The 24,887-nt window shown below is 63.1% G+C and carries 16 protein-coding genes; 7 read left to right on the top strand and 9 right to left on the bottom strand.

Annotated elements, in window-relative coordinates; genetic code table 11:
• Window positions 1-8: 8 nt before the first annotated feature.
• The 6 genes from NKI47_RS08330 to NKI47_RS08305 all read right to left on the bottom strand — a co-directional run bounded on the left by NKI47_RS08330 (window position 9) and on the right by NKI47_RS08305 (window position 8,111).
• A complete protein-coding gene (locus NKI47_RS08330) occupies window positions 9-653 on the bottom strand; it encodes a S24 family peptidase (RefSeq protein WP_023677336.1) in 645 nt (214 codons plus the stop codon).
• Between the two features lie 82 nt (window positions 654-735).
• On the bottom strand, window positions 736-2,955 hold the full coding sequence (locus NKI47_RS08325) for a 3-hydroxyacyl-CoA dehydrogenase NAD-binding domain-containing protein (RefSeq protein WP_352589123.1): 2,220 nt from the start codon (window positions 2,953-2,955) through the stop codon (window positions 736-738).
• Window positions 2,956-2,967: 12 nt separating this feature from the next.
• Window positions 2,968-4,176 (bottom strand): acetyl-CoA C-acetyltransferase, encoded by a 1,209-nt coding sequence (locus tag NKI47_RS08320; RefSeq protein WP_352589120.1) that lies wholly within the window; start codon window positions 4,174-4,176, stop codon window positions 2,968-2,970.
• 31 nt (window positions 4,177-4,207) lie between these two features.
• On the bottom strand, window positions 4,208-5,377 hold the full coding sequence (locus NKI47_RS08315) for an acyl-CoA dehydrogenase family protein (RefSeq protein ID WP_023677334.1): 1,170 nt from the start codon (window positions 5,375-5,377) through the stop codon (window positions 4,208-4,210).
• Window positions 5,378-5,615: 238 nt separating this feature from the next.
• Window positions 5,616-7,412 carry an acyl-CoA dehydrogenase gene (locus NKI47_RS08310; RefSeq protein WP_352589117.1) on the bottom strand — a complete coding sequence of 599 codons (1,797 nt, stop codon included), beginning with the start codon at window positions 7,410-7,412 and terminating at the stop codon, window positions 5,616-5,618.
• 237 nt (window positions 7,413-7,649) lie between these two features.
• On the bottom strand, window positions 7,650-8,111 hold the full coding sequence (locus NKI47_RS08305; protein WP_023677331.1) for a MerR family transcriptional regulator: 462 nt from the start codon (window positions 8,109-8,111) through the stop codon (window positions 7,650-7,652).
• Window positions 8,112-8,663: 552 nt separating this feature from the next.
• Between NKI47_RS08305 and NKI47_RS08300 the strand changes: the two genes are divergently transcribed.
• From NKI47_RS08300 to NKI47_RS08285, 4 genes are all read left to right on the top strand, one after another.
• A complete protein-coding gene (locus NKI47_RS08300; protein WP_352589114.1) occupies window positions 8,664-12,524 on the top strand; it encodes a peptidoglycan-binding protein in 3,861 nt (1,286 codons plus the stop codon).
• Between the two features lie 192 nt (window positions 12,525-12,716).
• Window positions 12,717-13,640: a sulfite exporter TauE/SafE family protein gene (locus NKI47_RS08295; RefSeq protein ID WP_023676949.1), complete on the top strand. Its 924-nt coding sequence runs from the start codon at window positions 12,717-12,719 to the stop codon at window positions 13,638-13,640.
• Entirely contained in the window at window positions 13,640-14,431 is a 792-nt protein-coding gene (locus NKI47_RS08290) for a TIGR02186 family protein (protein ID WP_352589111.1), read from the top strand. The genes NKI47_RS08295 and NKI47_RS08290 overlap by 1 nt, the downstream gene beginning before the upstream one ends.
• A gap of 108 nt (window positions 14,432-14,539) precedes the next feature.
• The gene (locus tag NKI47_RS08285) at window positions 14,540-15,796 is read left to right on the top strand and encodes an Hsp70 family protein (RefSeq protein WP_023676947.1); all 1,257 of its coding nucleotides are present in this window, start codon (window positions 14,540-14,542) and stop codon (window positions 15,794-15,796) included.
• Between the two features lie 5 nt (window positions 15,797-15,801).
• On the opposite strand, the gene NKI47_RS08280 is transcribed toward NKI47_RS08285, so the two are convergent.
• The gene (locus NKI47_RS08280) at window positions 15,802-16,704 is read right to left on the bottom strand and encodes a LysR substrate-binding domain-containing protein (protein ID WP_023676946.1); all 903 of its coding nucleotides are present in this window, start codon (window positions 16,702-16,704) and stop codon (window positions 15,802-15,804) included.
• Window positions 16,705-16,983: 279 nt separating this feature from the next.
• Between NKI47_RS08280 and NKI47_RS08275 the strand changes: the two genes are divergently transcribed.
• Genes NKI47_RS08275 through NKI47_RS08265 form a run of 3 tightly spaced genes read left to right on the top strand, consistent with a single transcriptional unit; the run spans window position 16,984 to window position 21,592 of the window.
• On the top strand, window positions 16,984-19,914 hold the full coding sequence (locus tag NKI47_RS08275; protein ID WP_023676945.1) for a molybdopterin oxidoreductase family protein: 2,931 nt from the start codon (window positions 16,984-16,986) through the stop codon (window positions 19,912-19,914).
• Window positions 19,911-20,645, top strand: coding sequence for a 4Fe-4S dicluster domain-containing protein (locus tag NKI47_RS08270; protein WP_023676944.1), 735 nt, complete (start codon window positions 19,911-19,913; stop codon window positions 20,643-20,645). Before NKI47_RS08275 ends, NKI47_RS08270 begins: the two co-directional genes overlap by 4 nt.
• Before the next feature lie 11 nt (window positions 20,646-20,656).
• Window positions 20,657-21,592, top strand: a complete 936-nt coding sequence (locus tag NKI47_RS08265) for a dimethyl sulfoxide reductase anchor subunit family protein (protein WP_023676943.1) — start codon at window positions 20,657-20,659, stop codon at window positions 21,590-21,592.
• A gap of 2 nt (window positions 21,593-21,594) precedes the next feature.
• Here the strand turns inward: NKI47_RS08265 and pdeM are convergent, their stop codons facing one another.
• Together pdeM and NKI47_RS08255 are read right to left on the bottom strand one after the other, a co-directional pair.
• Window positions 21,595-22,311 (bottom strand): ligase-associated DNA damage response endonuclease PdeM, encoded by a 717-nt coding sequence (pdeM, locus tag NKI47_RS08260; RefSeq protein ID WP_023676942.1) that lies wholly within the window; start codon window positions 22,309-22,311, stop codon window positions 21,595-21,597.
• Window positions 22,308-24,830, bottom strand: coding sequence for a ligase-associated DNA damage response DEXH box helicase (locus NKI47_RS08255; protein WP_352589108.1), 2,523 nt, complete (start codon window positions 24,828-24,830; stop codon window positions 22,308-22,310). The genes pdeM and NKI47_RS08255 overlap by 4 nt, the downstream gene beginning before the upstream one ends.
• Window positions 24,831-24,887: the final 57 nt, after the last annotated feature.

Genomic DNA, 24,887 nt, shown 5'->3' with positions numbered 1-24,887 from the left:
CCCCGCGCCTACTGGCTTGCCCAGACAATCCGCGCCACCCATTCGACATCGCGCATGGGGATGTCGCGGTCCGGGTGATCGGGATTGAGGGAGACCAGCGCGATCGACCTCGGTGTCTGGCGGTCGAGCACCTTGGCCATCACCTCGCCGGCATTGGTCTTGACGACGACGCGATCACCCTTTCGTATGGTAGCCCCTGGCTCGACGATCAGGACATCGCCATTGCGATAGAGCGGCAGCATGGAATCGCCCTGGACCTTCAAGGCATAGGAGGTTTCGGTTGCCCGTGCCGGAAGCTCGATCAGGTCCCATCCCTGCCCCGCTGGAAACCCGGCGTCGTCGAAGAAGCCACCGGCGCCCGCCTGGGCGAAGCCGAGCAGCGGCACCGACGATCTCTGCACGGGTAGTGCGCCGGAATTACCCCGACCCTCGACCAGCCCCGCAAATTCATCCAGCGAGGCGCCGGTCGCCTCGATGATCTTGGCCAGCGATTCGGTCGACGGCCAGCGCGGCCGTCCATCTGAGGACAGCCGCTTCGATTTGTTGAAGGCGGTCGAGTCGAGGCCAGCGCGCCTGGCCAGCCCAGAGGCCGAAAGCGAATAACGCTCGGCAAGAGCGTCGATGGCGGCCCAAACGCGGTCGTGCGAGAGCACCTTGCTCTTCCTTCGAAACAGGAAAAAATACCTTCCCTGTTTTACCCCTTGGCCGCCATCTTGTCCACCGCCGAAGACGGCGTCAGGCTGCCTCCTTGGCCTCGTCCCTGGTATAGGGATCGAAGCGCTCGTAGAAGGTCTCGCCCTTCTCGGCCATATCAAGCAGCAGCTTCGGCGCCTTGAACTCGGTGCCGTATTTCTTCTGCAGGCGCTTGGCGAGTTTGACGAATTTCTTCGCGCCGATGCCGTCGATGTAGGACAGTGCACCGCCTGTATAGGGCGCGAAGCCGAAGGCCAGGATCGAGCCGACATCGGCCTCGCGTGGGTCGGTAACGATGCCCTCTTCCATCACCCGTACCGCCTCAAGCGCGATGGTGACCAGCAGCCGCTGCTTCAGTTCCTCATAATCGACCTGCTCCGGCGCCAGCTGCGGGTAGAGATCCCTGAGGCCTGGCCACAGCTTCTTCTTGGCCGGTTTTGCCGGATAGTCATAGAAGCCCTTGCCGTTCTTGCGGCCCAAGCGACCATGCGTGTCGACCATCGTGTTGATCAGCGCCATCTGCTTCGGATCGACCGCCTTGTCGCCGAGGTCGCGCATGGTCTGCTTCATGATCTTCTGGGCAAGGTCGATCGCCGTCTCGTCGGTCAACGCCAAAGGACCGACCGGCATGCCGGCGGCCTTGGCCGCGTTCTCGATCATTGGCGCCGGAACACCTTCGATCAGCATCTTGTAGGCCTCCGACATGTAGCGCAGCACGCAGCGATTAACATAGAAGCCGCGCGTATCGTTGACGACAATCGGCGTTTTCTTGATGGCACGGACAAAGTCGATCGCGGTTGCCAGCGCCTTGTCGCCGGTCTTCTTGCCGAGGATGATCTCGACCAGCATCATCTTGTCGACCGGCGAGAAGAAATGGATGCCGATGAAATTCTTCGGCCGCGCCGAATTCCTGGCCAGCGATGTAATCGGTATGGTCGACGTATTCGAGGCGAAGATCGCCGACGGCTTGAGCACAGCCTCGGCCTGTTCGGTGGCACCCTTCTTTACGGCCGAATCCTCAAATACCGCCTCGACCACAAGATCGCAGCCGGCGAGATCCGCATAGTCGGCCGTCGGCGTGATTAGCGACAGCAACTGATATTTGTCCTGCGGCTTGGCACGGCCCTTCTTTACCTGATCCGAGATCAGGTTGTCGGAATGCGCCTTGCCCTTGGCGGCGGACTCCATGTCGCGGTCGAGCAGCACCACCGGAATGCCGGCCTTGGCCGTCACATAAGCAATGCCAGCGCCCATGAAGCCGGCGCCGAGTACGCCGATCTTCTTGAACTTCGTTTCCGGCACACCGGCCGGGCGGCGCGCGCCCTTGTTCAGTTCCTGCAGCGACACGAACAGCGAACGGATCATCGCTGCCGCTTCCCTGGTCTGCATGATCTCGGTGAAATAGCGTTGCTCGATCCGCAAGGCGGTGTCGAACGGCACCAACAGGCCCTCATAGACGCATTTCAGGATGGCGGCAGCGGCGGGATAATTGCCATAGGTCTCTCGGCGCAGAATGGCGATGGCCGGGGGCCACAGATTGGCACCGGCCACCGAATAGATCGGGGCGCCGGGCAGCTTGAAGCCCTTTTCATCCCATGGCGCCACCGGTTTCAAGCCGTTCCTGATCATCGCCTTGGCGGTTTCGACCAGCTTGTCCGGCTCGGCAATCTCATGGATCAGGCCCATCGACTTGGCCTTCTGAGGCGACAGCGTCTGGCCGGACGTCAGCATTTGCAGCGCCTGCTGCTGGTCGGTCAGCCGTGGCACGCGCTGGGTGCCGCCGGCGCCCGGAAAAATGCCGATCTTCACTTCGGGAAGCGCCATCCTCACTTTGTCTGAATCGGCCGCGACACGGCCATGGCAGGCGAGCGACAATTCGAACGCGCCACCCATGCATGTGCCGTTGATCGCCGAAACCCATGGCTTTCCCGAAGTTTCCAGCTTACGGAACAGGCCGTTCATGGTGCCCGCATTGTCGAACAGCGCCTTGGTCGCCTTCTCCGGGTCCTTCGCCTTGTCGGCGGCGAAGGTCGCCAGCATCTTCTGCAGCATGGTGATGTCGGCGCCGCCCGAGAACGTATCCTTGCCGGAGGTGATCACCGCGCCCTTTATCGCTGCATCGCTCGCCACTTTGTCGACGATGGTATTCAGTTCGAGCATCACCTCCTCGGTGAAGACGTTCATCGAACGGTCCGGCATGTCCCAGGTGACCAGCGCAATGCCGTCGGCGTCGATGTCGAGGGTGAAATTGGTGTAGCTCATCATCTCTCTCCGTCAGACGCGTTCGATGATCGTTGCAGTGCCCATGCCGGCGCCGATGCAAAGCGTCACCAGCGCGGTGTTGAGGTCGCGGCGTTCCAATTCGTCCAGCACCGTACCGAAGATCATCGCACCGGTGGCGCCGAGCGGATGGCCCATGGCGATGGCCCCACCATTGACGTTGATCCGGTCATGCGGAATGTCGAAAGCCTGCATGTAGCGCAGCACCACCGAAGCGAAGGCCTCGTTGAGCTCGAACAGGTCGATGTCCGACAGCTTCATCTTCGCCCGCTTCAACAGCTTCTCGGTGACGTCGACGGGGCCGGTCAGCATCAGCACCGGTTCGGAGCCGATGTTGGCGAACGCGCGGATGCGTGCGCGCGGCTTGAGGCCGAGCGTCTTTCCCGCCTTTTTCGAGCCGAGCAGCACGGCCGCCGCGCCATCGACGATGCCGGAGGAATTGCCGGCATGGTGGACGTGGTTGACCTGTTCCACCTCGGGATGCTTCTGCACGGCGACGGCGTCGAAGCCGCCCATTTCGCCGGGCATGACGAAGGACGGGTTGAGCGCGGCCAGCGACTGCATGTCGGTCGAGGGCCGCATATGTTCGTCATGGTCGAGGATGGTCAGGCCGTTCTGGTCCTTGACCGAGATCACCGAATTCTTGAAGCGGCCCTCGCCCCACGCCTTAGCGGCACGCTTCTGGCTTTCGACCGCGTAGGCATCGACGTCGTCGCGCGAAAAGCCGTATTTGGTGGCGATCAGGTCGGCCGAGATTCCTTGCGGCACGAACCAGCCGGGCAGGCCGACCGATGGGTCCATGAACCAGGCGCCGCCGGAGGCGCCCATGCCGACGCGCGACATCGATTCGACGCCACCGGCAATGACGATCTCGTCGGCGCCCTGCGCGATCTTGGCGGCGCCGAAATTGATGGCGTCGAGGCCCGAGGCGCAGAAGCGCGATATCTGCATGCCAGGCGCCTTGGTGTCGTAGCCGGCCTCGAAAGCGGCGGCACGTGGAATGACCGCACCCGCCTCGCCAACCGGATCGACACAACCGAAGATGATGTCGTCGACGGTGCCGGTGTCCAGCCCGTTGCGGTCGCGGATGGCCTCGAGCACCTTGGCGCCGAGCCGCACCGCCGGCACTTCGTGCAGCGAGCCATCCTTCTTGCCCCTGCCGCGCGGCGTGCGCACGGCATCATAGACATAAGCTTCGGCCATTTTCCTGCTCCTTGGGTTTGCTGAAACTCGCTCAGAGCGAGCGCCCGATCAGCAATTTCATGATCTCGTTGGTGCCGCCGTAGATGCGCTGGACGCGGGCGTCGCGGAACATGCGCGCAATCGGATATTCATTCATGTAGCCATAGCCGCCATGCAATTGAAGGCATTCGTCGACGACTTTTCCTTGCAGGTCCGACAGCCAGTATTTGGCCATAGACGCGGTCACCGGGTCGAGGCCGCCGTTAATGTGACGGGCAACGCAGTCATTGTAGAAGACGCGGCCGATGGTCGCCTCGGTCTTCAATTCGGCAAGCTTGAACTGGGTGTTCTGGAATTCGATGATGGGCTTGCCGAAGGCCTTGCGCTCCTTGACGTAGTCGATGGTAAGCGCCAAGGCCCGCTCGACCATGGCGATAGCAGTGGTGCCGATCTGCAGCCGCTCCTGCGGCAATTGTTGCATCAACTGGACGAAGCCCTGGCCTTCGTCGTTGCCGAGCAGGTTCGAGGTCGGCACACGTACGTCGTTGAAGAACAGTTCCGACGTGTCGTTGGCCTTGAGGCCGATCTTGTCGAGGTTGCGGCCGCGCTCGAAACCTTCCACCTCGTCAGTCTCGACGACGATCAGCGAGATGCCCTTGGCGCCCTTCTCAGGATCGGTCTTGGCAACGACGATGATGAAATTGGCGAGCTGGCCGTTGGTGATAAAGGTCTTCGAGCCGTTGAGCTTGTACTGGTTGCCGTCCTTTTCGGCGCGCGTCTTGACGCTCTGAAGGTCGGAGCCCGCACCGGGCTCGGTCATGGCGATGGCGCCGATCAGCTCGCCGGTCGCCAGCCTCGGCAGCCATTTCTTCTTCTGCTCGTCCGAGCCGTAATGGAGGATGTAGGGGGCAACGATCGAATTGTGCAGGCCAATGCCGAACCCGTCGACGCCGACATGGCCGATCGCCTCGATGATGGCGCTCTCATGCGCGAAGGTGCCGCCCGATCCGCCATATTCCTCCGGCATAGAGGCGCAGAGCAGGCCGGCAGCACCCGCCTTCAGCCAGCTCTCGCGGTCGACCATTTCGTTCTTCTCGAACTCGTCGTAACGCGGCGCGATCTCTTCCGACATGAAGCGGTGCGCCATGTCGTAAAGCATGCCGACCTCGTCCGCCGCCCAGGCGGGCTTGGGAAGGCCAAGGATTTCGGCGGGGTGGGTCATGGTTTCTCCCTCGCGCCGACGTTCCCCTCCCCCTCGAGGGGAGGGTGGCCGCGAAGCGGCCGGGTGGGGTCGCCGATGACTTGCTCGACCTTACCTTTTACAACCTGCGCCATGTGCCACGGCATTGCGATCATTTTCCTCCAAGGCATGCACCAGAATGGAGGTCGGCGCACTGCACGCAGGACCCCTCCCGGCCCTTCGGGCCACCATCCCCTCGAGCGGGAGGGAGACGCCGAACCTAGAACGCTTCCGCCGGCAGTGCCATCAATGTGTCGGCGCCGCTGGAGATGCGGGCAAGATGCGCCGACGTCTCCGGCATGATCCGCTCCATGAAGAAGTGCGCCGTCACCAGCTTGTTGTCGTAGAAGGACGAAGCGCCGTCGGCGCCGTTCGCCAATTTCGCTGCGGCCACCTTGGCCATCTGCGCCCACATATAGCCCAGCGCCACCAGGCCGAAGAGATGCATGTAATCGGTCGAGGCGGCACCGGCGTTATCGGGCTTGGCCATGCCGTTCTGCACCAGCCACATCGTCGCCGTCTGCAGATCGTTGAGGCCCTTCTTCAGCGCCTTGGTGAAGGGCGCCATCGTCTCGTCGGTGCGGTTTTCCTCGCAGAACTCTCCGACTTCCTTAAAGAAAGCCTGGACCGCGCGGCCGCCATTCAAGGCCAGCTTGCGGCCGACGAGGTCGAGCGCCTGGATGCCGTTGGCACCCTCATAGATCATGGCGATGCGCGCATCGCGGACGAACTGGCTCATGCCGTGCTCTTCTATATAGCCGTGGCCGCCGAAGACCTGCTGCGCCATTACCGCATGATCGAACCCCTTGTCGGTGAGCACGCCTTTGACCACCGGCGTCATCAGGCCGGTGTAGTCGTCTGCGACCTGGCGATCTTTGTCGTCACCGGAGCGGTGAGCGATGTCGGACTTGATCGCCGTCCACAGCGCCAGCGCGCGGCCGGCCTCGTTGAAAGCCTTCATGGTCATCAGGCTGCGGCGGATGTCCGGATGGACGATGATCGGATCGGCCTTCCTGTCCGGCGCCTTCGGCCCTGACAGCGAGCGGCCCTGCAGACGATCCTTGGCGTAGGAAACCGCATTCTGGTAGGCAACCTCAGATAGCGAAAGTCCCTGCAGGGCGACGCCAAGCCGCGCCTCATTCATCATGGTGAACATTGCTTTCAGCCCGCCATTGGCCTCGCCGAGCAGCGTGCCTTCAGCGTCGTCGTAATTCATGACGCAGGTCGAGTTGCCATGGATACCCATCTTCTCCTCGATCGAGCCACAGGAGACGGTGTTCTTCTCGCCCGGATTGCCTGAGGCATCGAGCTTGAGCTTCGGCACGATGAACAGCGAGATGCCCTTCACGCCATCCGGCGCGCCCTCGATACGGGCCAGCACCAGGTGGACGATATTGTCCGACATGTCATGCTCGCCGGCCGAGATGAAGATCTTCTGACCGGAGATCCTGTAGGTGCCGTCGCCATTTGGGACGGCCTTGGTGCGCAGCAAGCCAAGATCGGTTCCGCAGTGTGGCTCGGTCAGGTTCATGGTGCCGGTCCAGGCGCCCTCGACCAGCTTCGGCAACCATGTTGCCTTCTGCTCTTTGGTGCCATGGGTGATGATCGCAGCGATCGCGCCTTGCGTCAGGCCGGCATACATCATCAGCGACATATTGGCCGACACCATGTATTCGGCAACCGCAGTGTGCACCGCGTAGGGCAAGCCTTGCCCGCCAAACTCGACAGGTGCCGCGAGCCCCATCCAGCCGCCTTCGCGATACTGGTCGAAAGCTTCCTTGAAGCCTTTCGGCGTCGTTACCGAACCGTCGTCATGGCGCATGCAGCCTTCCACGTCGCCAACGCGGTTCAGCGGCTGCATCACGTTTTCGGCGAGCTTCGCGCCCTCGGCAAGGATGGCCTCGAGCACATCCGGCGTCGCGTCGGAAAATCCGGGAAGATTGGAATAACGCCGATATCCCAGCACTTCGTTCAGCACGAACAGCGTGTCCCGGACCGGCGCTCTGTAGATCGGCATGCGTTTCCTCCACCATGCGGTCTTGGCCCCGAAATCAGCCCCAGCATATGAGGATGGCAGACGGACCAACGTTGTGGTCGAGATAACAAATATTGACGTTTGCGTAAACGTCAATTCGGCGGTGCGTCAAATTTTCCCCCGCGCGCCAGGACGACAAACGACAAAGCACGGCAAACGACGAAGAACCGCGCAGCGAAAGCCACGCGGCTCTTATTCGTCACAAATCGAAAGCTTAGTTTAGCTCGCTACGCTGGCCTGCGGCGTCGAGCGCTCGATCAGCATTTGCCGGACGGTCGACATCGAAGCACTCAGTTCGCTGATGGCGTCGTCGATCAGCGCCCGCTGCTTCTGCAGACGGGCAAGCTGCTTCTCCGACTTGTCGAGCGCCAGCCGCAATTGCTTGGTGTTGGAGCCGTTCGGATCATAGAGGTCCATCATCTGCTTGACGTCGCGCAGCGAGAACCCGACCTTGCGGCCAAGCAGGATCAGCTTCAGCCGGGCCCTGTCGCGGCGTGTATAGAGACGGGTCGAGCCGTCGCGCTGCGGGTTGAGCAGACCCTTGTCCTCATAGAAACGCAGCGTACGCAGCGTCACTCCGTATTTCTTGGCCATTTCGCCGATGCGGACAAGCTCTTCACCGGCTTCGCTCGACATATCGTTGGTGTTGGCCGCGGCTTGGCCGGGCGAAATAAGTTTCATGGTCACTGGCTTTCCCCGTCTGGTGGCGTCGCGGTCGCGGACCTTGCGTCGCCTGAGTGAAAGCGGGGGCGTGCTTCCACTCGTGGTTTCAACAAACAAATCGCAAACGGCGTAATCCGCTCATTTACGTTTACGTCAATTCTATATCGATAGCCGCCTCACCACGCAAGAGCGTTCTGGTCTTGCAACTTTATGCCGCAGCACCAGCGGACAACCTAAAAGGTCGTTGCCGATTTCGGGAGCGATCATGCGGCTGATCAAAATTCTACAACGTCTTTTGCGCGTCCAAAAAAGACACCCGGCGCCGTCGGCGGCCAGCCGACAAAGTTGCAACTTCTTAAGCTTGGTTAACGCGTTGTTTACCACGTTGGGGCGAAATGTGCGCATGTCGGTTACCCGTGTCTATCCTGTACTGAATTTTTCACGGTTTTTCGGAGCGCGGATGAGACCCGGGAAGCTCGTCTTCCACTGCAACAAGCCAAGCAGTCGCCTTCGTCCCGGCAGGACTTTGGGAACCTGGTGAAAGCCAGCAATTCTGAAACGGGCGCATTGATGAACAGCAAGCGGTCCTACCTCGATACACTCAACGCCGGCAGGCAACGCCGGCCGCACACGACGCTTGAAGAGCTCAACCGCTCCCTGGAAACTCTGGAGCAGCGGCTGGAGCGGACGCGCGAGGAGACGGCAAGCCACCCCGATCCGCGCCGACCAGCGGCAGAACCACGCTATCCCAGCGCCCAACCCTATGGCCAGCAGCGCCGGTATGAGGATCCACGCGCGCAGCGGCCGAAAGGTCCAGCAGCGGCTTTCGACCAGAATTACCAGGCGATCGCCCGCGATATCGACCGGGTACGCGGCCAGGAGGACAGCGTCGCCCTAGCCGGCAAGATCGCCGGGGAATTGCGCGGCCTGCGCGAAGACTTGCGCCAGCAGATGACCTCCGGCCTGCAACGCGAGTTCGAGGTACTGCGCAAGAATATTGGGCGAGCCTTCCAGTCAAATGGCGGCGGCAAAGGCAGCGCCGAACTCAGCGTCGAATTCGAGCGGCTTTCCGGCGCCATCCAGACACTGGCCGAAAAAAGCGACGACAGAAGCGTCAATATGCTGCGGCTCGAGCTTGAGCAGATCAAAGCCGCGCTCGATACGCTGGCGCGCGAGGAGAGCGTGCAGGCGGTCGGACGCCGCTGGGACGATTTCGACCGCCGCTGGAACGCTTTCGAGGATCGCGTCGAGGCCGATCAGCGCAAGCGTTCCGATGCACCCGGCCTGTCGGCGCTGACGGAGCGGCTCGAACAGATCAGCAATGCCGTCAGCAATCTGCCGGAATCGCTGTCGCTGCGCTCGCTCGAGGAAAAGGTCCGCACGCTTGCCGGAGCGGTCGACCATTTCGCCCGCCAGCAGGACAATCGCGGCGGCGACACATTCAGTCAGATCGACGAGCGGCTCGACGAGATTTCCCGCGCGATCGTCGCCTCGACGGTTGCCGCGCAAGCCAATTCGTTCGACCCCGAGCCCTTCGAACGCATCGAGAAGCGGATCGATTCACTGGCCCAGCAAATCGAAGAAGTGTCGCAGGATCGTCCGGGTCGGGAGGTCATCGACCGTCTCAACACATTGTCGAGCCGCGTGGATGAACTGGCCGGCCGAGCCAATCTGCCGGAACAGGCGATGGAGCGCCTTGCCAGGCAAGTCGCGCTTATTGCCGACAAGATCGACCACGCGCCTGCCATGCCCGACGCCGACTACATCTTCCAGGGGCTCGAGCAGCGCTTCGACGTGCTGTCCAGCATGATGGAACGTCGCCAGGGCGACGCAATCGAACAAGGCAACATGCTGTTTCGCGACCTTGAGCGCCGGTTGGACGAGGTCGCCGACAGGCTGGACCAGCGCATGCCGCAGGTCGATAGCGCCGGCATTATGGATGCTATCGACGCCCGCTTCACCGCGCTGGCCAAGCGGATTGAGACGCGCGTTCCAGATCCCGCCAACGAGGCGGCGATCCGTGGCTTGGAGAGCCGGCTCGAAGACATCTCAAGCCGGCTGGATTCGTCCGCGGCGCAGGTCGCCAGCATCGACCCGGCGTTGATCCGCAGCCTTGAAGCGCAGGTCGCCGGCCTGACGGCGCATCTTTCCAAGCCCGGCACGCCGCTGCCGGAATTCGACGACATCAGCCCGCGTCTCAACGAAATCGAGAAGTCGCTGGCCGGAACCCGCGATTCCATCCTCGGCGCGGCGCGCGAGGCGGCTGAGAGCGCCGTCCGCTCACTGGCCGGATCAAGCGCCAACACGGCGGCCGTTACCGGCCTCGCCCAGGACCTGAAGACGCTCGAGGCACTGACGCGCCGTTCGGACGAGCGCAATTCGAGAACGTTCGAGGCTATCCACGATACGCTGCTCAAGATCGTTGACAGGCTTGGTTCATTGGAGACGGGCGAACCGGCAAGCGCGGAGTTGAGCAAGCGTTTCGGCCGGCCATCCAAGATCTCGGTGCAGGACGCACCGTCGATGGACCTCGACCAGCCGCTGCCGTTGACGGGCAGCATGGCCGATCTCGACGGCCGCGCCGCGGCGCTCGTGCGCGACGAGCCAGGTCCGCGTACGCCAGCCGAGGCCGCCGCCGCAGCAGCCCTGGCGGCTCTCGGTTCAGACACGACGCGTGAAAAAACCGAGCAAGGCGGCGGCAGGAAATCGATGTTAGGCGGGCTGGCGCGCGCCTTGAAGGGCAAGAAGGACGCCGAGATGCCGCCGCTTGCAGGCTCGGCGCAGAGCGCCGAGATACCGAGCGTCGATCTCGACGAGCCCCTCGACCCCAAGCTCGCCAACCGGCCACTGGAACCCGGCTCCGGCGCACCCGACCTCAGCGCCATCATGAAGCGCGTGCGCGACGAGCGCGGGCAGCCGACCCGGGAAGGCGGCGCTGAGGCGGCGAAATCGGACTTCATCGCGGCAGCCAGACGGGCTGCGCAAGCGGCGGCCGCCGAGGCGGACGCCCTCAAGCGCCAGTCGACGATGAAAGGCCCGGTCAAGGCACTCAGGATCGGCGACCTGCTCAAGGCGCGGCGCAAGCCGATCCTGATGGGGGCAATCGCCATCATGCTGGCGCTTGCCGGCCTGCAACTGGGCAAAGCCTTCTTCTCCGACCCGGTCGAAGTCACCAACAATGAGGCGGCACCGGCCGTGGCCGTACAGCCGGTGGAAACCGCTTTGGCCAGCGTTGCCAGCGAGCCGAAGGCGGACGCGCAGACGACAACACAGGAGAGCGCGCCGTCGCCCACCGTCAGGCAGGCAGAGCCATCCGCATCGATGACCAAGGACGACACGGCGGCGCAAACCGGCCCCGCTACACCGGCAGCCGAGACATCGACGGCGCCCTCGGCTTCCGCGGCGCCTGCTGACCTGGCGGCGCAAGACACCGCGGCCGCAGTGCCCGCGCCGGCAGCGGCGACGGCCAGCGACGCCGAGCCAATGGCTGCCGCGCCTGCTATAGCCACCACTGCGACGCAGGACACGACCGGCACGGTGCCGCCGGCGGATGCTGCCGCGGCAGGCGTTGCCAAGATCGACGTTCCGGCCGATGCGGGTCCGGCCGCCCTGCGCGATGCAGCGGCCGGCGGCGACGCCAAGGCGCTGTTCGAGATCGGCTCGCGCTACGCCGAGTCTCGCGGCGTCAAAGAAGACATGGCGGCGGCGGCCAAATGGTATGAGAAAGCTGCCGAACTCGGTTTCGTACCGGCAGAATACCGCATCGGCAATTTCTACGAGAAGGGCGTCGGCGTCGCACGCGACATCAAGAAAGCGAAAACCTGGTACCAGCTTGCCGCAGCGCAGGGCAATGCCAGCGCGATGCACAATCTTGCCGTGCTGTTTGCGATGGCGACGGATGGCGTGACCGACAATGAATCGGCAGCGCGCTGGTTCCAGGCGGCGGCGGATCTCGGTGTCAAGGATAGCCAGTTCAATCTCGGCATCCTCGCGGCGAAGGGCGTCGGCATGAAGCAGAACCTCGAGGAGAGCTACAAATGGTTCGCACTCGTCGCCAAGACCGGCGACAAGGATGCGGCGGCCAAGCGCGACGAGATCGCCAAGGCGCTGAGGCCCGACCAGCTGGAGCGTGCGCGGGCCGCGGCTGAACTGTGGAAGGCCAAGCCGCTCGATCCAGCCGCCAATTCGGCCGACGTTCCTGAATCGTGGCAGGACGGCACACCGCAGACGACCGCCGGCATCGACATGAAGAAAGCGGTCCAGAACATCCAGCGCATTCTCAACAAGAACGGCTACGAGGCCGGCAATCCCGACGGCATGATGGGCCAGAAAACCAAGAACGCGATCATGGCCTTCCAGGCCGACAACGATATGAAGGCAACCGGCGCGATCGACGAAAAGCTGGTCAAGGCGCTGCTTGCGCGTAAATAACGGCGGATGCGTCGTTTCCGCGACGCCTTTGCCACAGATTTGCCTGTTAACTGATTGAGTTGTTTTTTGTTTCGGCGGTGCTGCGAAGTTTGACTTCACGGCCCGGCCGGCGCAAGAACGAGATAGCCTTCTGACGCAAAAATGCCCGCAACGGTTGCATTCGCCAGGAGGCAAACTGATCGAGACTGACGGGTGGGCATCTATCTCCCGATCGCGGAAATTTCCGTCAACATCTTCGTGCTGCTGGCCATGGGTGCGGCGGTGGGTTTCCTGTCGGGCATGTTCGGCGTGGGCGGCGGCTTTCTCATTACGCCGCTGCTGATCTTCTACAACATACCGCCGGCAATCGCGGTCGCCACCGGCGCCAACCAGGTCATCGCTTCCTCCTTCTCCGGCGCCCTGTCGCACATGAAGCGCGGCACGCTCGATTTCAAGCTCGGCGGCGTGCTTTTAGCCGGCGGCATCGTCGGCTCGACCGGTGGTATCTATGTCTTTGCGCTCCTGCGCCGGCTCGGCCAGCTCGACCTGTTCATCTCGCTGCTCTACGTCGTGCTGCTCGGCACCGTCGGCGGACTGATGCTGGTCGAGAGCGTCAATGCGCTGCGCGCCACTCGCAGCGGCGCCGCACCGGTGTTGAAGAAATCCGGCCAGCATAATTGGATCCACCGCCTGCCGCTGAAGATGCGGTTCAGGGCCTCGAAGCTCTTCGTCAGCGTCATTCCGGTGCTTGGGCTGGGCGCGGCGATTGGCTTCCTGTCCTCGATCATGGGCGTCGGCGGCGGCTTCATCATGGTGCCGGCCCTGATCTACCTTTTGAAGGTGCCGACCAACGTCGTCATCGGCACCTCGCTGTTCCAGATCATCTTCACCTCGGCTTACACCACGCTGGTCCACGCCACCACCAACCAGACGGTCGACGTCATGCTCGCCTTCCTGTTGATGGCAGGCGGCGTCGCCGGCGCGCAATATGGCGCCAAGGCTGGTCAGAGGCTGCGGGGCGAGCAACTCAGGGCGCTGCTGGCGCTGCTCGTGCTGGCGGTAGCCATCCGGCTTGCCATCGATCTTTTCGTCACGCCGCCCAATCTCTATTCTCTGTCCGGCGTGGGCCTGAGCTGATGGCCGGCCTAAGGACGCTCGCGGCCGCCGCCTTGCTGTCGCTGCTGGCTGCTGCGCCATCGGCGAAGGCGCAGGCGCCACTAACCGAAAACATCCAGATCGGCCTTTCCACCGACAATGTCTCGATTACCGCCGGCTTTTCCGGCGCCGACCTGACCATTTTCGGCTCGCTGGAAAATGCCGATCCGCTTGTCGCGCGGCAAGGGCGCTACGACGTGATCGTCGTGCTGGAAGGCCCGGCTCGGCCGGTCGTCGTGCGCCGCAAGGACCGGGTGCTCGGCGTCTGGGTCAATCTGGAGTCGGAGACCTTCAAAAACGTACCTGTCTCCTATTCGGTGGCGACGACGCGGCCGCTGCAGGACGTCACCGATCCGAACAGCTACAAGCAGCTGTCGCTTGGCGCCTCCAACCTCTATTTGCAGCCCGCCGACGCGGAGGACAGCCCGGCGACAATCGAGGAGTTCACCGCCGCGCTGCGCGAACGCAAGGCGGCGACCGGCCTCTACAGCGAGAATGTGGGCGGTGTGCAGTTTCTGTCGCAGAACCTGTTCCGCGCCACCGTCAGGCTCGCCCCAAACGTTCCGGTCGGCACCCATAAGGCCCGCGCCTTCCTGTTCAAGAGCGGCTTGTTCATCAAGGAAAGCTCCGCCCAGCTCGAAATCCGCAAGTCCGGTTTCGAACAGTCGATCTTCCGCGTCGCGCACGACTATTCCTTCCTCTATGGTGTCTTTGCCGTATCGCTGGCCATGCTGACCGGCTGGCTCGGAAGACTGGTGTTCAGGAAAGACTGAACTCTCGTAAAAGTGGTTTCCCTTTCCGAGGGTATGGGTTAGACCGCGACCCCCGGCCCGACCGGATACGAGCTGCTGCTCCCCAAATCAGAACTACAGGAACGCACGATGCGACCAGCATTTGCCGGTATCGACTTCGGCACTTCGAATTCCACCGTGAGCGTGGTCAGGAACGGGCAGCCGCGGCTGGTGGCGTTGGAAGACGGCCAGGTCACGCTGCCCAGTGCGGTATTCTTCAATTTCGAGGACAACCTCACCTATTTCGGGCGACGCGCCATTGCCAACTATACGGACAGTATCGAAGGCCGCCTGATGCGCTCGCTGAAGAGCGTGCTCGGCAGCTCGCTCGCTCACGAAAAGACGCGCATCAAGGTGCGCTCGATCGGCTTCATGGAAATTGTCGGCCTATTTGTCGGCCACCTGAAAAAGAAGCTGGAAGAAGAAGCCCATGACGCGGTCGACAGCGTCGTGCTGGGACGGCCCGTGCAGTTCGTCGACGACGATGCCGAGGCCGATGCGAAGGCGGAGCACCAACTCGAAAACGCCGCTCGCGCCCAAGGCTTCAAACATATCGCCTTCCAATTCGAGCCGATCGCGGCGGCACTCGATTACGAACAGAAGGTGACGCGCGAGGAACTGGCGCTGATCGTCGACATGGGCGGCGGCACGTCCGACTTCTCGATCGTGCGGGTCTCGCCCGAGCGCGCCCGCTCGCTCGACCGCAAGGACGACATACTGGCCAGCCGCGGCATCCACATCGGCGGCACCGATTTCGACCGGCTGCTGAGCATCGCCCATGTAATGCCGCAGCTCGGTTATTTGACGCCAACCAAGGACGGCAAGCGCAATCTGCCGGCGAGCTACTTCATCGAGCTGGCGACATGGCAGCGCATCAACCTGGTCTACACAGCGAGGGCGATGACGCATCTGCGCCAGATCCGCTACGAGGCGGAGCGCCCGGACCTGGTCGAGCGCTTCATCCACATCGTCGAGCATCGTTACGGCCATGCGCTGGCGGCGCTGGTCGAAAAGGCCAAGATCGAGCTGACGGACCGATCGTCGGCCGATGTCGAGGTCGCGCTGCCCGAGGTGAGGTTCACGGCAGAAATCACGCGCAAGGGTCTCGAAGCCACCATAGTCAGGGACATTGAGCGTGTTGCGGCTACGGTCGAGCAGACCATCCGCGACGCACAGGTGAAGGCCTCGGACATCACCGCGGTGTTCCTGACCGGCGGATCGACCGCGATCCCGCTGGCCAGGCAGCAGATCCTGGCGCTGGTGCCGCAGGCGTCGGTAATCGAAGGCGATGTGTTCGGCTCGGTCGGGCTTGGACTGGCGCTCGACGCGCAGCGGAAGTTCGGCTGATCGGCTTAAAGCGGCGCGGATCTCTCAGCTTTGCCGCCAAGATGCGCCTTGAGCGCCATCTGGGCCAGGCTTGGCTGCCGGTCGCGATGCGTGATCATGGCAAATTCGCGCTTCGGCAGATCGACCGGCACAGAACGCAGGCTGCCTTCGGCGACCGCGCGGGCGACGACGAGTTCCGAGATGATGCTGGCGCCGGCGCCGGCCTCGACCGCCTGGCGAATAGCCTCATTGCTCGGCAATACCAGGAATATCTGCAGGTCCGCGAACGAAACCCCGTCGCGTCGGGCAAGGTCCTCCAGCGCCTCGCGTGTGCCCGACCCGCCTTCGCGAATGATCCAGCGAAGCCCGCCAAGGTCGGGATGTCCAGGCGAAACTTCCGCGATCTCAGGGTGCGAGCGCGCCACGACCAGCATCATGCGATCGATATCGACCTTGGCACGCCGCAAAATGTCGGATTCGGTGCGCCCCTCGACCAGGCCAAAATCGGCTGCGCCATCAAGTACATTGGTCTCGACCTGCCTGGTGTTGCCAATGCTCACACTCAGCCTGACGGCAGGATAGGCTTCGTGGAAAGAGGCGAGCCGGCGCGGCAGCCAATAGCTGGCGATGGTCTGGCTGGCAGCTATCGAGAGACTGCCTGATATCGTCTGCGAGACATGCTCCAGCACATTGTGGGCCGCCGCAGCCCGCTCGAGGACCGCCTTGGCTTCGGGCAAGAATCGGCGTCCGGTCTCGGCGAGCTCGATGTTGCGGCCGACGCGGTTGAACAACTGGACGCCATGCTGCTGTTCGAGCGAGCGGATCGCGGCGGATGCGGCCGACTGTGAGATGCCCAGCAACTCGGCCGCTTTGGTCATGTGCGCCCGTTCGGCGACGGCGACGAAGATCCGCAACTGGTCCAGGGTCATTCCGATACTAAGAAGCAAATCCGATTGGAATTACAAGAGCAAGTTGTTAGACGGATCGGTCGCTTTGTTCTAAATTTTGGCCCGAAATTGGAAAAAAGTCGCGCCAGAGCAGTCGAGGGTAGAATTGGTGGGGCGGTTCAAATCCGTGTTTGCGCACTGGACCCGCAGCCTGCGGCGGCGGCTCTTGGGTGAACGCTATCGGCCGGAAGAGCATTACATGCGCGGCCCAGGCCCGAAGACGAGAGCCAAGTTCGCGGAGCGCAAGAGCATCACCGGATCATGACCAACAACCTGCTGCGCGGAGCCAATTCGGCACCATCACAACGGCCGCTTGCCGATACGCGCGCGCCCGCTGAACGCGACGGCGTCGATACTTCGCCTGATGTCTCCGACAGCATCGCCAAGACCACCTGCTATATGTGCGCCTGCCGCTGCGGCATCGACGTCCATATCAAGGACGGCAAGGTTCGGTACATCAACGGCAACAAGGATCATCCGGTCAATCGCGGCGTGCTGTGCGGCAAAGGCAGCGCCGGCATCATGCAGCATTACAGCCCGGCCCGGCTGACGAAACCATTGCTGCGCACCGGACTGCGCGGCTCGGGCGAGTTCCGCGAGATCGAGTGGGAGGAAGCTTTGTCGATCGCGACAGAACGGCTTTCGAACATCCGCCAGACCGATCCGAAGAAACTCGCCTTCTTCACCGGGCGCGACCAGTCGCAATCGCTGACCGGCTGGTGGGCGAGCCAGTTCGGCACGCCGAACTTCGCCGCCCATGGCGGTTTCTGCTCGGTGAACATGGCAGCCGGCGGCCTCTACACGATTGGCGGCTCGTTCTGGGAGTTCGGCGAGCCCGACTGGGACAACACCAAATATTTCATGCTGTTCGGGGTTGCCGAAGACCATGATTCCAATCCGATCAAGATCGGACTCGGCAAGCTCAAGGCGCGCGGCGCCAAGGTGGTTTCAATCAATCCCTGCCGCACCGGCTATAATGCAATTGCCGACGACTGGATCGGCATCCGGCCCGGCACCGACGGCCTGTTCGTATTCGCCCTCATCCATGAATTGCTGAAGGCTGGCCGCATCGATCTCGAGTACCTCTTGCGGTACACCAATGCCCACATCCTGGTCGTTCAGGAGCCTGGAGCTGTCGATGACGGGCTGTTCATGCGCAATGGCGACGGCAATCCGCTGGCTTGGGACAGGGTGGCGAAGACGCCTGTCAATGCCAGCGATGCCGACGCGAAGCCCGCATTGACCGGCAGCGTTCTCGTCGACGGCCGCCGCTGCGTGCCGGTCTTCCAACTCGTCGCCGACCGTTATCTGGACGAGAGCTATTCACCGGACGCCGTCACTGACCGGTGCGGCATCTCCGCCGACACCATCCGACGCATTGCCGCAGAACTCGCTCATGTCGCCTTCGAACAGCAAATCGAACTGCCGGTGGCCTGGACGGACTGGGCCGGCCGCCGGCACGAGACCATCAAGGGTCGGCCGGTGTCGATGCATGCGATGCGCGGCATCTCGGCCCATTCGAACGGATTTCACACTTGCCGCGCCATTCATCTGCTTCAGGTGCTTCTCGGCACGGTGGACGTGCCGGGCGGCTTCCGCTTCAAACCGCCTTATCCGCGGTCCGCGCCGCCGGGTCCAAAGCCCGCCGGCAAGAATGTCAAGCCGATGACACCACTCGAAGGCATGCCGCTCGGCTTCGTCTGCGGGCCGGAAGACCTGCTGATCGACGGAGGCGGCAAACCGATCCGTATCGACAAGGCATACTCCTGGGACGCGCCGCTGGCCGCCCATGGGCTCATGCACACGGTTATCCGCAACGCCTGGGCCGGGGATCCCTACACGATTGACACTCTGTTCATGTACATGTCCAACATGGCTTGGAACTCGTCGATGAACACCGTCGAGACGATGGCAATGCTGACCGATATCGATGCGTCAGGTGAGCACAAGATCCCGTTCATCATCTATTCCGACGCTTATTATTCCGAGACCGTACCTTTTGCCGATCTGGTGCTGCCGGACACGACCTATCTCGAGCGTCATGACTGTATCAGTCTGCTCGACCGGCCGATCAGCCATGCCGACGGTCCGGGCGACGCTATCCGCCATCCCGTTGTCGAGCCGGATCGCGACGTCAGGCCGTTCCAGACGGTTCTGATCGAACTCGGCGCGCGGCTCGGTCTGCCGGGCTTCGTTCATGACGACGGCTCCGCCAAATACCGCGACTATGCCGACTACATCGTCAATCACGAGCGCACGCCAGGTGTCGGTCCGCTCGCCGGCTGGCGCGGCAAGGACGGGGCCTCGGTCGGCAAGGGCGAGGTCAATCCCGACCAGTTGCAGCGCTACATCGATAATGGCGGCTTCTGGCACCAGGATTTCGCCGCCGATCAGCGCTACTACAAGATGGCCAACCGCTCGTATCTCGAATTCGCTGAGAGCATGGGCTTCATGCCGAAGGCCGAGCCGATCGTCTTCCAACTCTATTCGGAGCCGATGCAGCGCTTTCGCCTTGCGGCGCGCGGCCATGGCGGGGTGCTGCCGCCGGAGGCGGAGCGCAGCCGTATCGAGACCTATATGGATCCGCTGCCGTTCTGGTACGCGCCCTTCGAAGAGGCTGCCGTCGATAGCCAAGCCTATCCGCTCCACGCGCTGACGCAGCGGCCGATGCACATGTACCATTCCTGGGGCGGGCAGAATGCGTGGCTAAGGCAGATCACCAGCCAGAACCGGCTGTTCGTGCACAATCGGACCGCCGCCAGCCTCGGGCTTGTCGATGATGACTGGGTGTGGATCGAGAGCATCAACGGCAAGGTCAAAGGACAGATCAAGCTGGTCGACGGCGTCAACGCCAATACGGTGTGGACCTGGAATGCGATCGGCAAGCGTCGCGGCAGCTGGGGGCTGAAGGATGAGGCGGCCGAATCCAATCGCGGCTTTCTACTCAACCACATCATCGGCGACCAGACCTCTGCCGATGCGAATGGCAAACACTATTCGAATTCCGATCCTGTCACCGGCCAGGCGGCATGGTTCGACCTGCGCGTGCGCATCGTCAAATGCGCAGACGAGGAAGCAGGCTTCACCGAACCGCAGTTCGAGCGGTTCCGACAGCCGCCGCATTTTGAACCCCCGCCCGATAAGCTTAGTTTCGGCGCCGAATTCCGTCGGGAAAGAGAAGCTGCCAAATGACTTGCCTTCCCACCCACACCGACAAGAAGCTCGGCCTTGTCATCGATCTCGACACCTGCGTCGGCTGCCAGGCCTGCGTTACCGCCTGCAAGGAATGGAACACCGGCGGCCACATGGCGCCGCTGACCGACATCGACCCCTATGGCGGCAATGTCGACGGCGTCTGGTTCAACCGCGTGCACAGTTATGAGCACATGACCGAGATGGGTGGGCGCACGGTCAATTTCCCACGCTCCTGCCTGCACTGCGAGACGCCGGCGTGCGTCACGGTCTGCCCGACCGGCGCCTCCTACAAGCGGGCGTCGGATGGCATCGTGCTGGTCGACGAGGACAAATGCATCGGCTGCAAACTGTGCAGCTGGGCCTGTCCCTACGGAGCGCGCGAATTCGACACCAATGTCGGCGTGATGAAGAAATGCACGTTGTGCGTCGACCGCATCTACAACGACAATCTGGCGGAAGAAGATCGCGTGCCCGCCTGCGTCGCTGCTTGCCCGACCAGCGCGCGGCATTTTGGCGATCTGGGCGATCCGGCATCCGCTATCTCGCAACTGGTGGCCGAGCGCGGCGGTGTCGATCTGATGCCGGAAATGGGCTATAAGCCGACCAACAAATATCTGCCGCCACGTGCCCACACCACCCGCGCCGCATCGGTGCCGGCGCCAGCGCTTGAAGCGGTGCAGGCTGAAGGCGGCTTCCTCGGCTGGGTCGACCGCATGCTTTCGAACTGACCCGTGCCTTCATGCATCCAGCCTTCTCCGTCGTCTTTTTCACCACGGCCACGGGCGCCGGTTACGGCCTGCTCGCGCTGCTTGGCGTGCTCGCCGGACAGGGCTTTATCCCGCCCGATTTCTGGCTTGGCCTCACCGGCATGGGGCTGGCGCTTGGCCTGATCTCGACAGGCCTGCTGTCGTCGGCCGGCCATCTCGGCCGGCCCGAACGCGCCTGGCGTGCCTTCTCGCAATGGCGTAGCTCATGGCTGTCGCGCGAAGGTGTTGCCTCGGTCGCCACCTTCGTGCCGGCGGGGTTGTTCGGTATTGGCTGGGTGGTCCTCGGCCGTACGAGCGGCTGGGCGGCTGTCGCCGGGCTGCTCGCTGCCATCGGCGCGGTCGCAACCGTCTGCACCACCGGCATGATCTACGCGTCGTTGAAGCCGATTGCCCAGTGGCACAGCCGCTTCACCCTGCCCGCCTACCTGGTCTTTTCGGCGATGACCGGCAGCGTACTGCTCAACGCCCTGCTGCAGGGATTTGCCGCAGGCTCGAATATGCTTCTGGCGGCTGCCCTGTTGCTGACCGCGCTCGGCTGGGGTTTGAAGCTGGCGACCTGGCGATACAATGACAGGCTGGAGATCCCGACCAATGCCAACACCGCAACCGGGCTTTCCGGCGGCACGGTGCGGTCGCTGGAATGGCCGCATACCGAGGAAAACTATCTGCTCAAGGAGATGGGCTTTCGCATTGCGCGCAAGCACAGCGCTAAACTCCGCCAGATCACGCAGGTGCTGGCCTTTGCTTTGCCCGCGTTGCTGCTGGTCGCGGCGTTCGCCTTGCCGTGGCCCTATGCGGCAGCACTGTCGATACTCGCCGCAATCGCCCAACTCGCCGGAATGCTGGTCGAGCGCTGGCTGTTCTTCGCCGAGGCCAAGCACACGGTCACTTTGTACTACGGCAGGTAGGTTCAGCCCGGCCTGAGCATCGCGTGGGAAATCGCGAAAATGCGCTCTGTGCCAAGCATATAGGCCATCAGCGTTTCGCGGCGGAACAGCCCGGCATAGGCGCGATCGAGCACGTTGAGCGAGCCGGTATAGGCGCCGAAAGCCGGCATGATCATGCGGCCGCCATCGCCGGCAAAGCAACGACGCCGCACCGAACGGCCTTGCTGCACGATGCGGGCGCAAGGATGCAGGTGGCCTGATATCTCGCCTTCCACTCTCACCGCCGAAGGCTCGTGCCGGAAGAGTAGCGAGCCTATGGCCAGCTCGCGCACGGTCTCGCCTGGCAAGTCGGCCGGCGCTTCTGGATCATGATTGCCGGCGACCCAGAACCAGTCGCGCCCGACCATCAGCCCTTCCAGCCTTTGGCGAAAGCTCGCGTGCATACGTGCGGCGCCGCCGCCATCGTGAAAACTGTCGCCCAGGCTGATAACGATCGCAGGCTGATAATCGGCGATCACCGCCTGTAGCCGGAGCAACGTCGCACCGGTGTCGTAAGGTGGGACCAGCGTGCCGCGCCTGGCCAGTGATGAGCCTTTTTCCAGATGCAGGTCGGATACGGTCAGAAGCCGGAATTCGGGAAAATAGAGCACGCCGCGACGGTCGCAGATCGCGCGTTCGCCGGCGATACGGACAGCGCCCGCATCCGCCAGAGGCGCAGCCATGGCCAGCGCGACAGTCATTTCGTCCCCATGGCCTCCTCGACCAGCGTGGCTGCATCCATCAGCAGCGTGTCATCGGCCTCGCCGTGCACCGGCATTTTGCCGATCTCGAGCATGATCGGCACGGCGAGCGGCGATATCTGCTCGAGGTTCTTATGCATGATTCGACCTTGGACGCGCGAGAGCATCTCGGCAAGTCTGCTGACATCCAAGAGACCGGTCGCGGCATCGGCACGCGTCGCCTGCAAAAGGATATGGTCGGGCTCGTGGCTGCGCAGCACGTCGTAGATGAGATCCGTCGACACGGTTACCTGGCGGCCGCTCTTCTCCTGCCCCGGGTGGCGTTTCTCGATCAATCCCGAGATCAGCGCGCAATTGCGAAAGGTGCGCTTCAACAACCAACTGCCGGCGAGCCAGGCTTCGAGGTCGTCGCCCAGCATGTCCTGATCGAATAGCGCAGCCAGCGACGGTTTCTTCGCCCTGAACATATGGCCCATATCGGCCAGCGACCATATGGCAAGCGCATAGTCGGTGGCGACGAAGCCGAGCGGCTTGGCTCCCCCCCTGTCGAGGCGGCGGGTGAGCAGCATGCCGAGCGTCTGGTGCGCCAGCCTGCCCTCGAACGGATAGGCCACCAGATAGTGGCGGTTGCCGCGCGGAAAGGTCTCGATCAGCAGATCGTCGCGTTTCGGCAGCACCGACTTGTCGGCCTGGAAGCGTAGCCAGTCGGCGACCTGCTCCGGCAGCTTCTTCCAGCGCTGCGGATCGTCCAGCATGGCGCGGACCTGTTCGGCCAGGTACGTCGAAAGCGGGAATTTGCCACCACCGTAATACGGCACCTTGGCGTCGCTGCCGGGTGCATTCGAGACAAAGCACTCATTCTCGCGGATACCTTCGAAGCGCAGCACCTTGCCGGCGAACATGAAGGTGTCGCCATGCGTCAGCGTTTCGAGGAACGCCTCCTCGATCTTGCCCAGAACCCGGCCGCCACGCGAAGCCGCGCCTCTGCTGCCGGCCTGGACGTAGCGGACGTTGAGCGCCGGCACTTCGATGATGGTGCCGACGTTGAGCCGGTATTGCTGGGCGACGCGAGGATTTGAGACCCGCCACAGTCCGTCCTTGTTCAACCGGATGCGGGCATAGCGCTCGTAGTTCTTTAGCGCATAGCCGCCAGTGGCGACGAAATCGATGACGCGATCGAATGTCGGGCGATCGAGATCGGCATAGGGTGCTGCCGTCCGCACCTCCTCGAACAGCGCATCGGCATGGAACGGCGCACCGCAGGCACAGCCCAGCACGTGCTGCGCCAGGACGTCGAGCCCGCCATCGACCAGCGGCGGCGTATCCTGGGCACCGAGATAATTGGCGTCGAGCGCCGCCCTGCATTCCAGCACCTCGAAGCGGTTGGCCGGTATCAGGATCGCCTTGGACGGCTCGTCCATACGGTGGTTGGCACGGCCGATGCGCTGCGCCAGCCGGCTGGCACCTTTCGGCGCGCCGACATGGACGACCAGGTCGACATCGCCCCAGTCGATGCCGAGGTCGAGCGTCGACGTGGCGACGATGGCGCGCAGGGCGTTCTCGCCCATTGCCTTTTCGACACGCCGGCGCTGCGCGACGTCGAGGGAGCCGTGATGCAGCGCGATCGGCAAGGTCTCCTCGTTGACCCGCCACAACTCCTGGAACAGCAACTCCGCCTGGCTGCGCGTGTTGACGAACAGCAGGGTTGTCTTGTGGCGCTTGATCTCGTTGTAGATTTCCGGCGTTGCGTAGCGGGCCGAATGTCCCGCCCACGGCACGCGCTCCTCCGAATCGAGAATGGAGATGTCGGGCTTGGCGCCGCCAGTGACGACGATCAGTTCGGCCATCGGCCCCGGTGGATTCTGGCTGACCAGCCAGCGCCGCAATTCGTCAGGCTCGGCGACCGTCGCCGACAGGCCTATCGTCTGCAGGGCGGGCATAAACGAGCGCAGCCGGGCCAGCCCGAGCGACAGGAGATGCCCGCGCTTCGAGGTCACCAGCGAATGCAATTCGTCGAGCACGACATAGCGCAGGTCCTCGAAGAAGCGCCTGGCATCGGGCGCGGCAATCAGCAGCGCCAATTGCTCGGGCGTGGTCAGGAGAATGTCGGGCGGCGCCAGCTTCTGCCGCTGGCGCTTGTGTGCGGGCGTGTCGCCGGTGCGCGTCTCGACGGTGACCGGCAGCCCGATTTCTGCGACGGGTTTGCCGAGATTGCGCTCGATGTCGACGGCCAGCGCCTTCAGCGGCGAGATGTAGAGTGTGTGGATGCCTCGATGCGCCTGCCCCGGCCTTCTCCTCGGCCGGCCGGCCAGTTCGGTCAGCGATGGCAAGAACCCGGCCAGCGTCTTGCCGGCGCCGGTCGGGGCGATTAGTAATACCGACCGGCCGCCCTGGGCTTTGGCCAGCAAATCGATCTGGTGGGCGCGCGGCGACCAGCCCTTTTCTTCAAACCATTTGACAAATGGCTCGGGCAGGACGACGGCGGCATTCTGTTCGGCAAGGCGCGGCTGCTCTGTCACGCGCCAGACGTAGCGCGGCGGCGCGCAATCGCCAAGCAGAATCAGAACAAAAGGTGA

It is taken from the genome of Mesorhizobium sp. M0633 (genome assembly GCF_040320645.1).
GTDB lineage: Bacteria > Pseudomonadota > Alphaproteobacteria > Rhizobiales > Rhizobiaceae > Mesorhizobium.
This window is presented reverse-complemented; position numbering and strand designations above follow the sequence as displayed.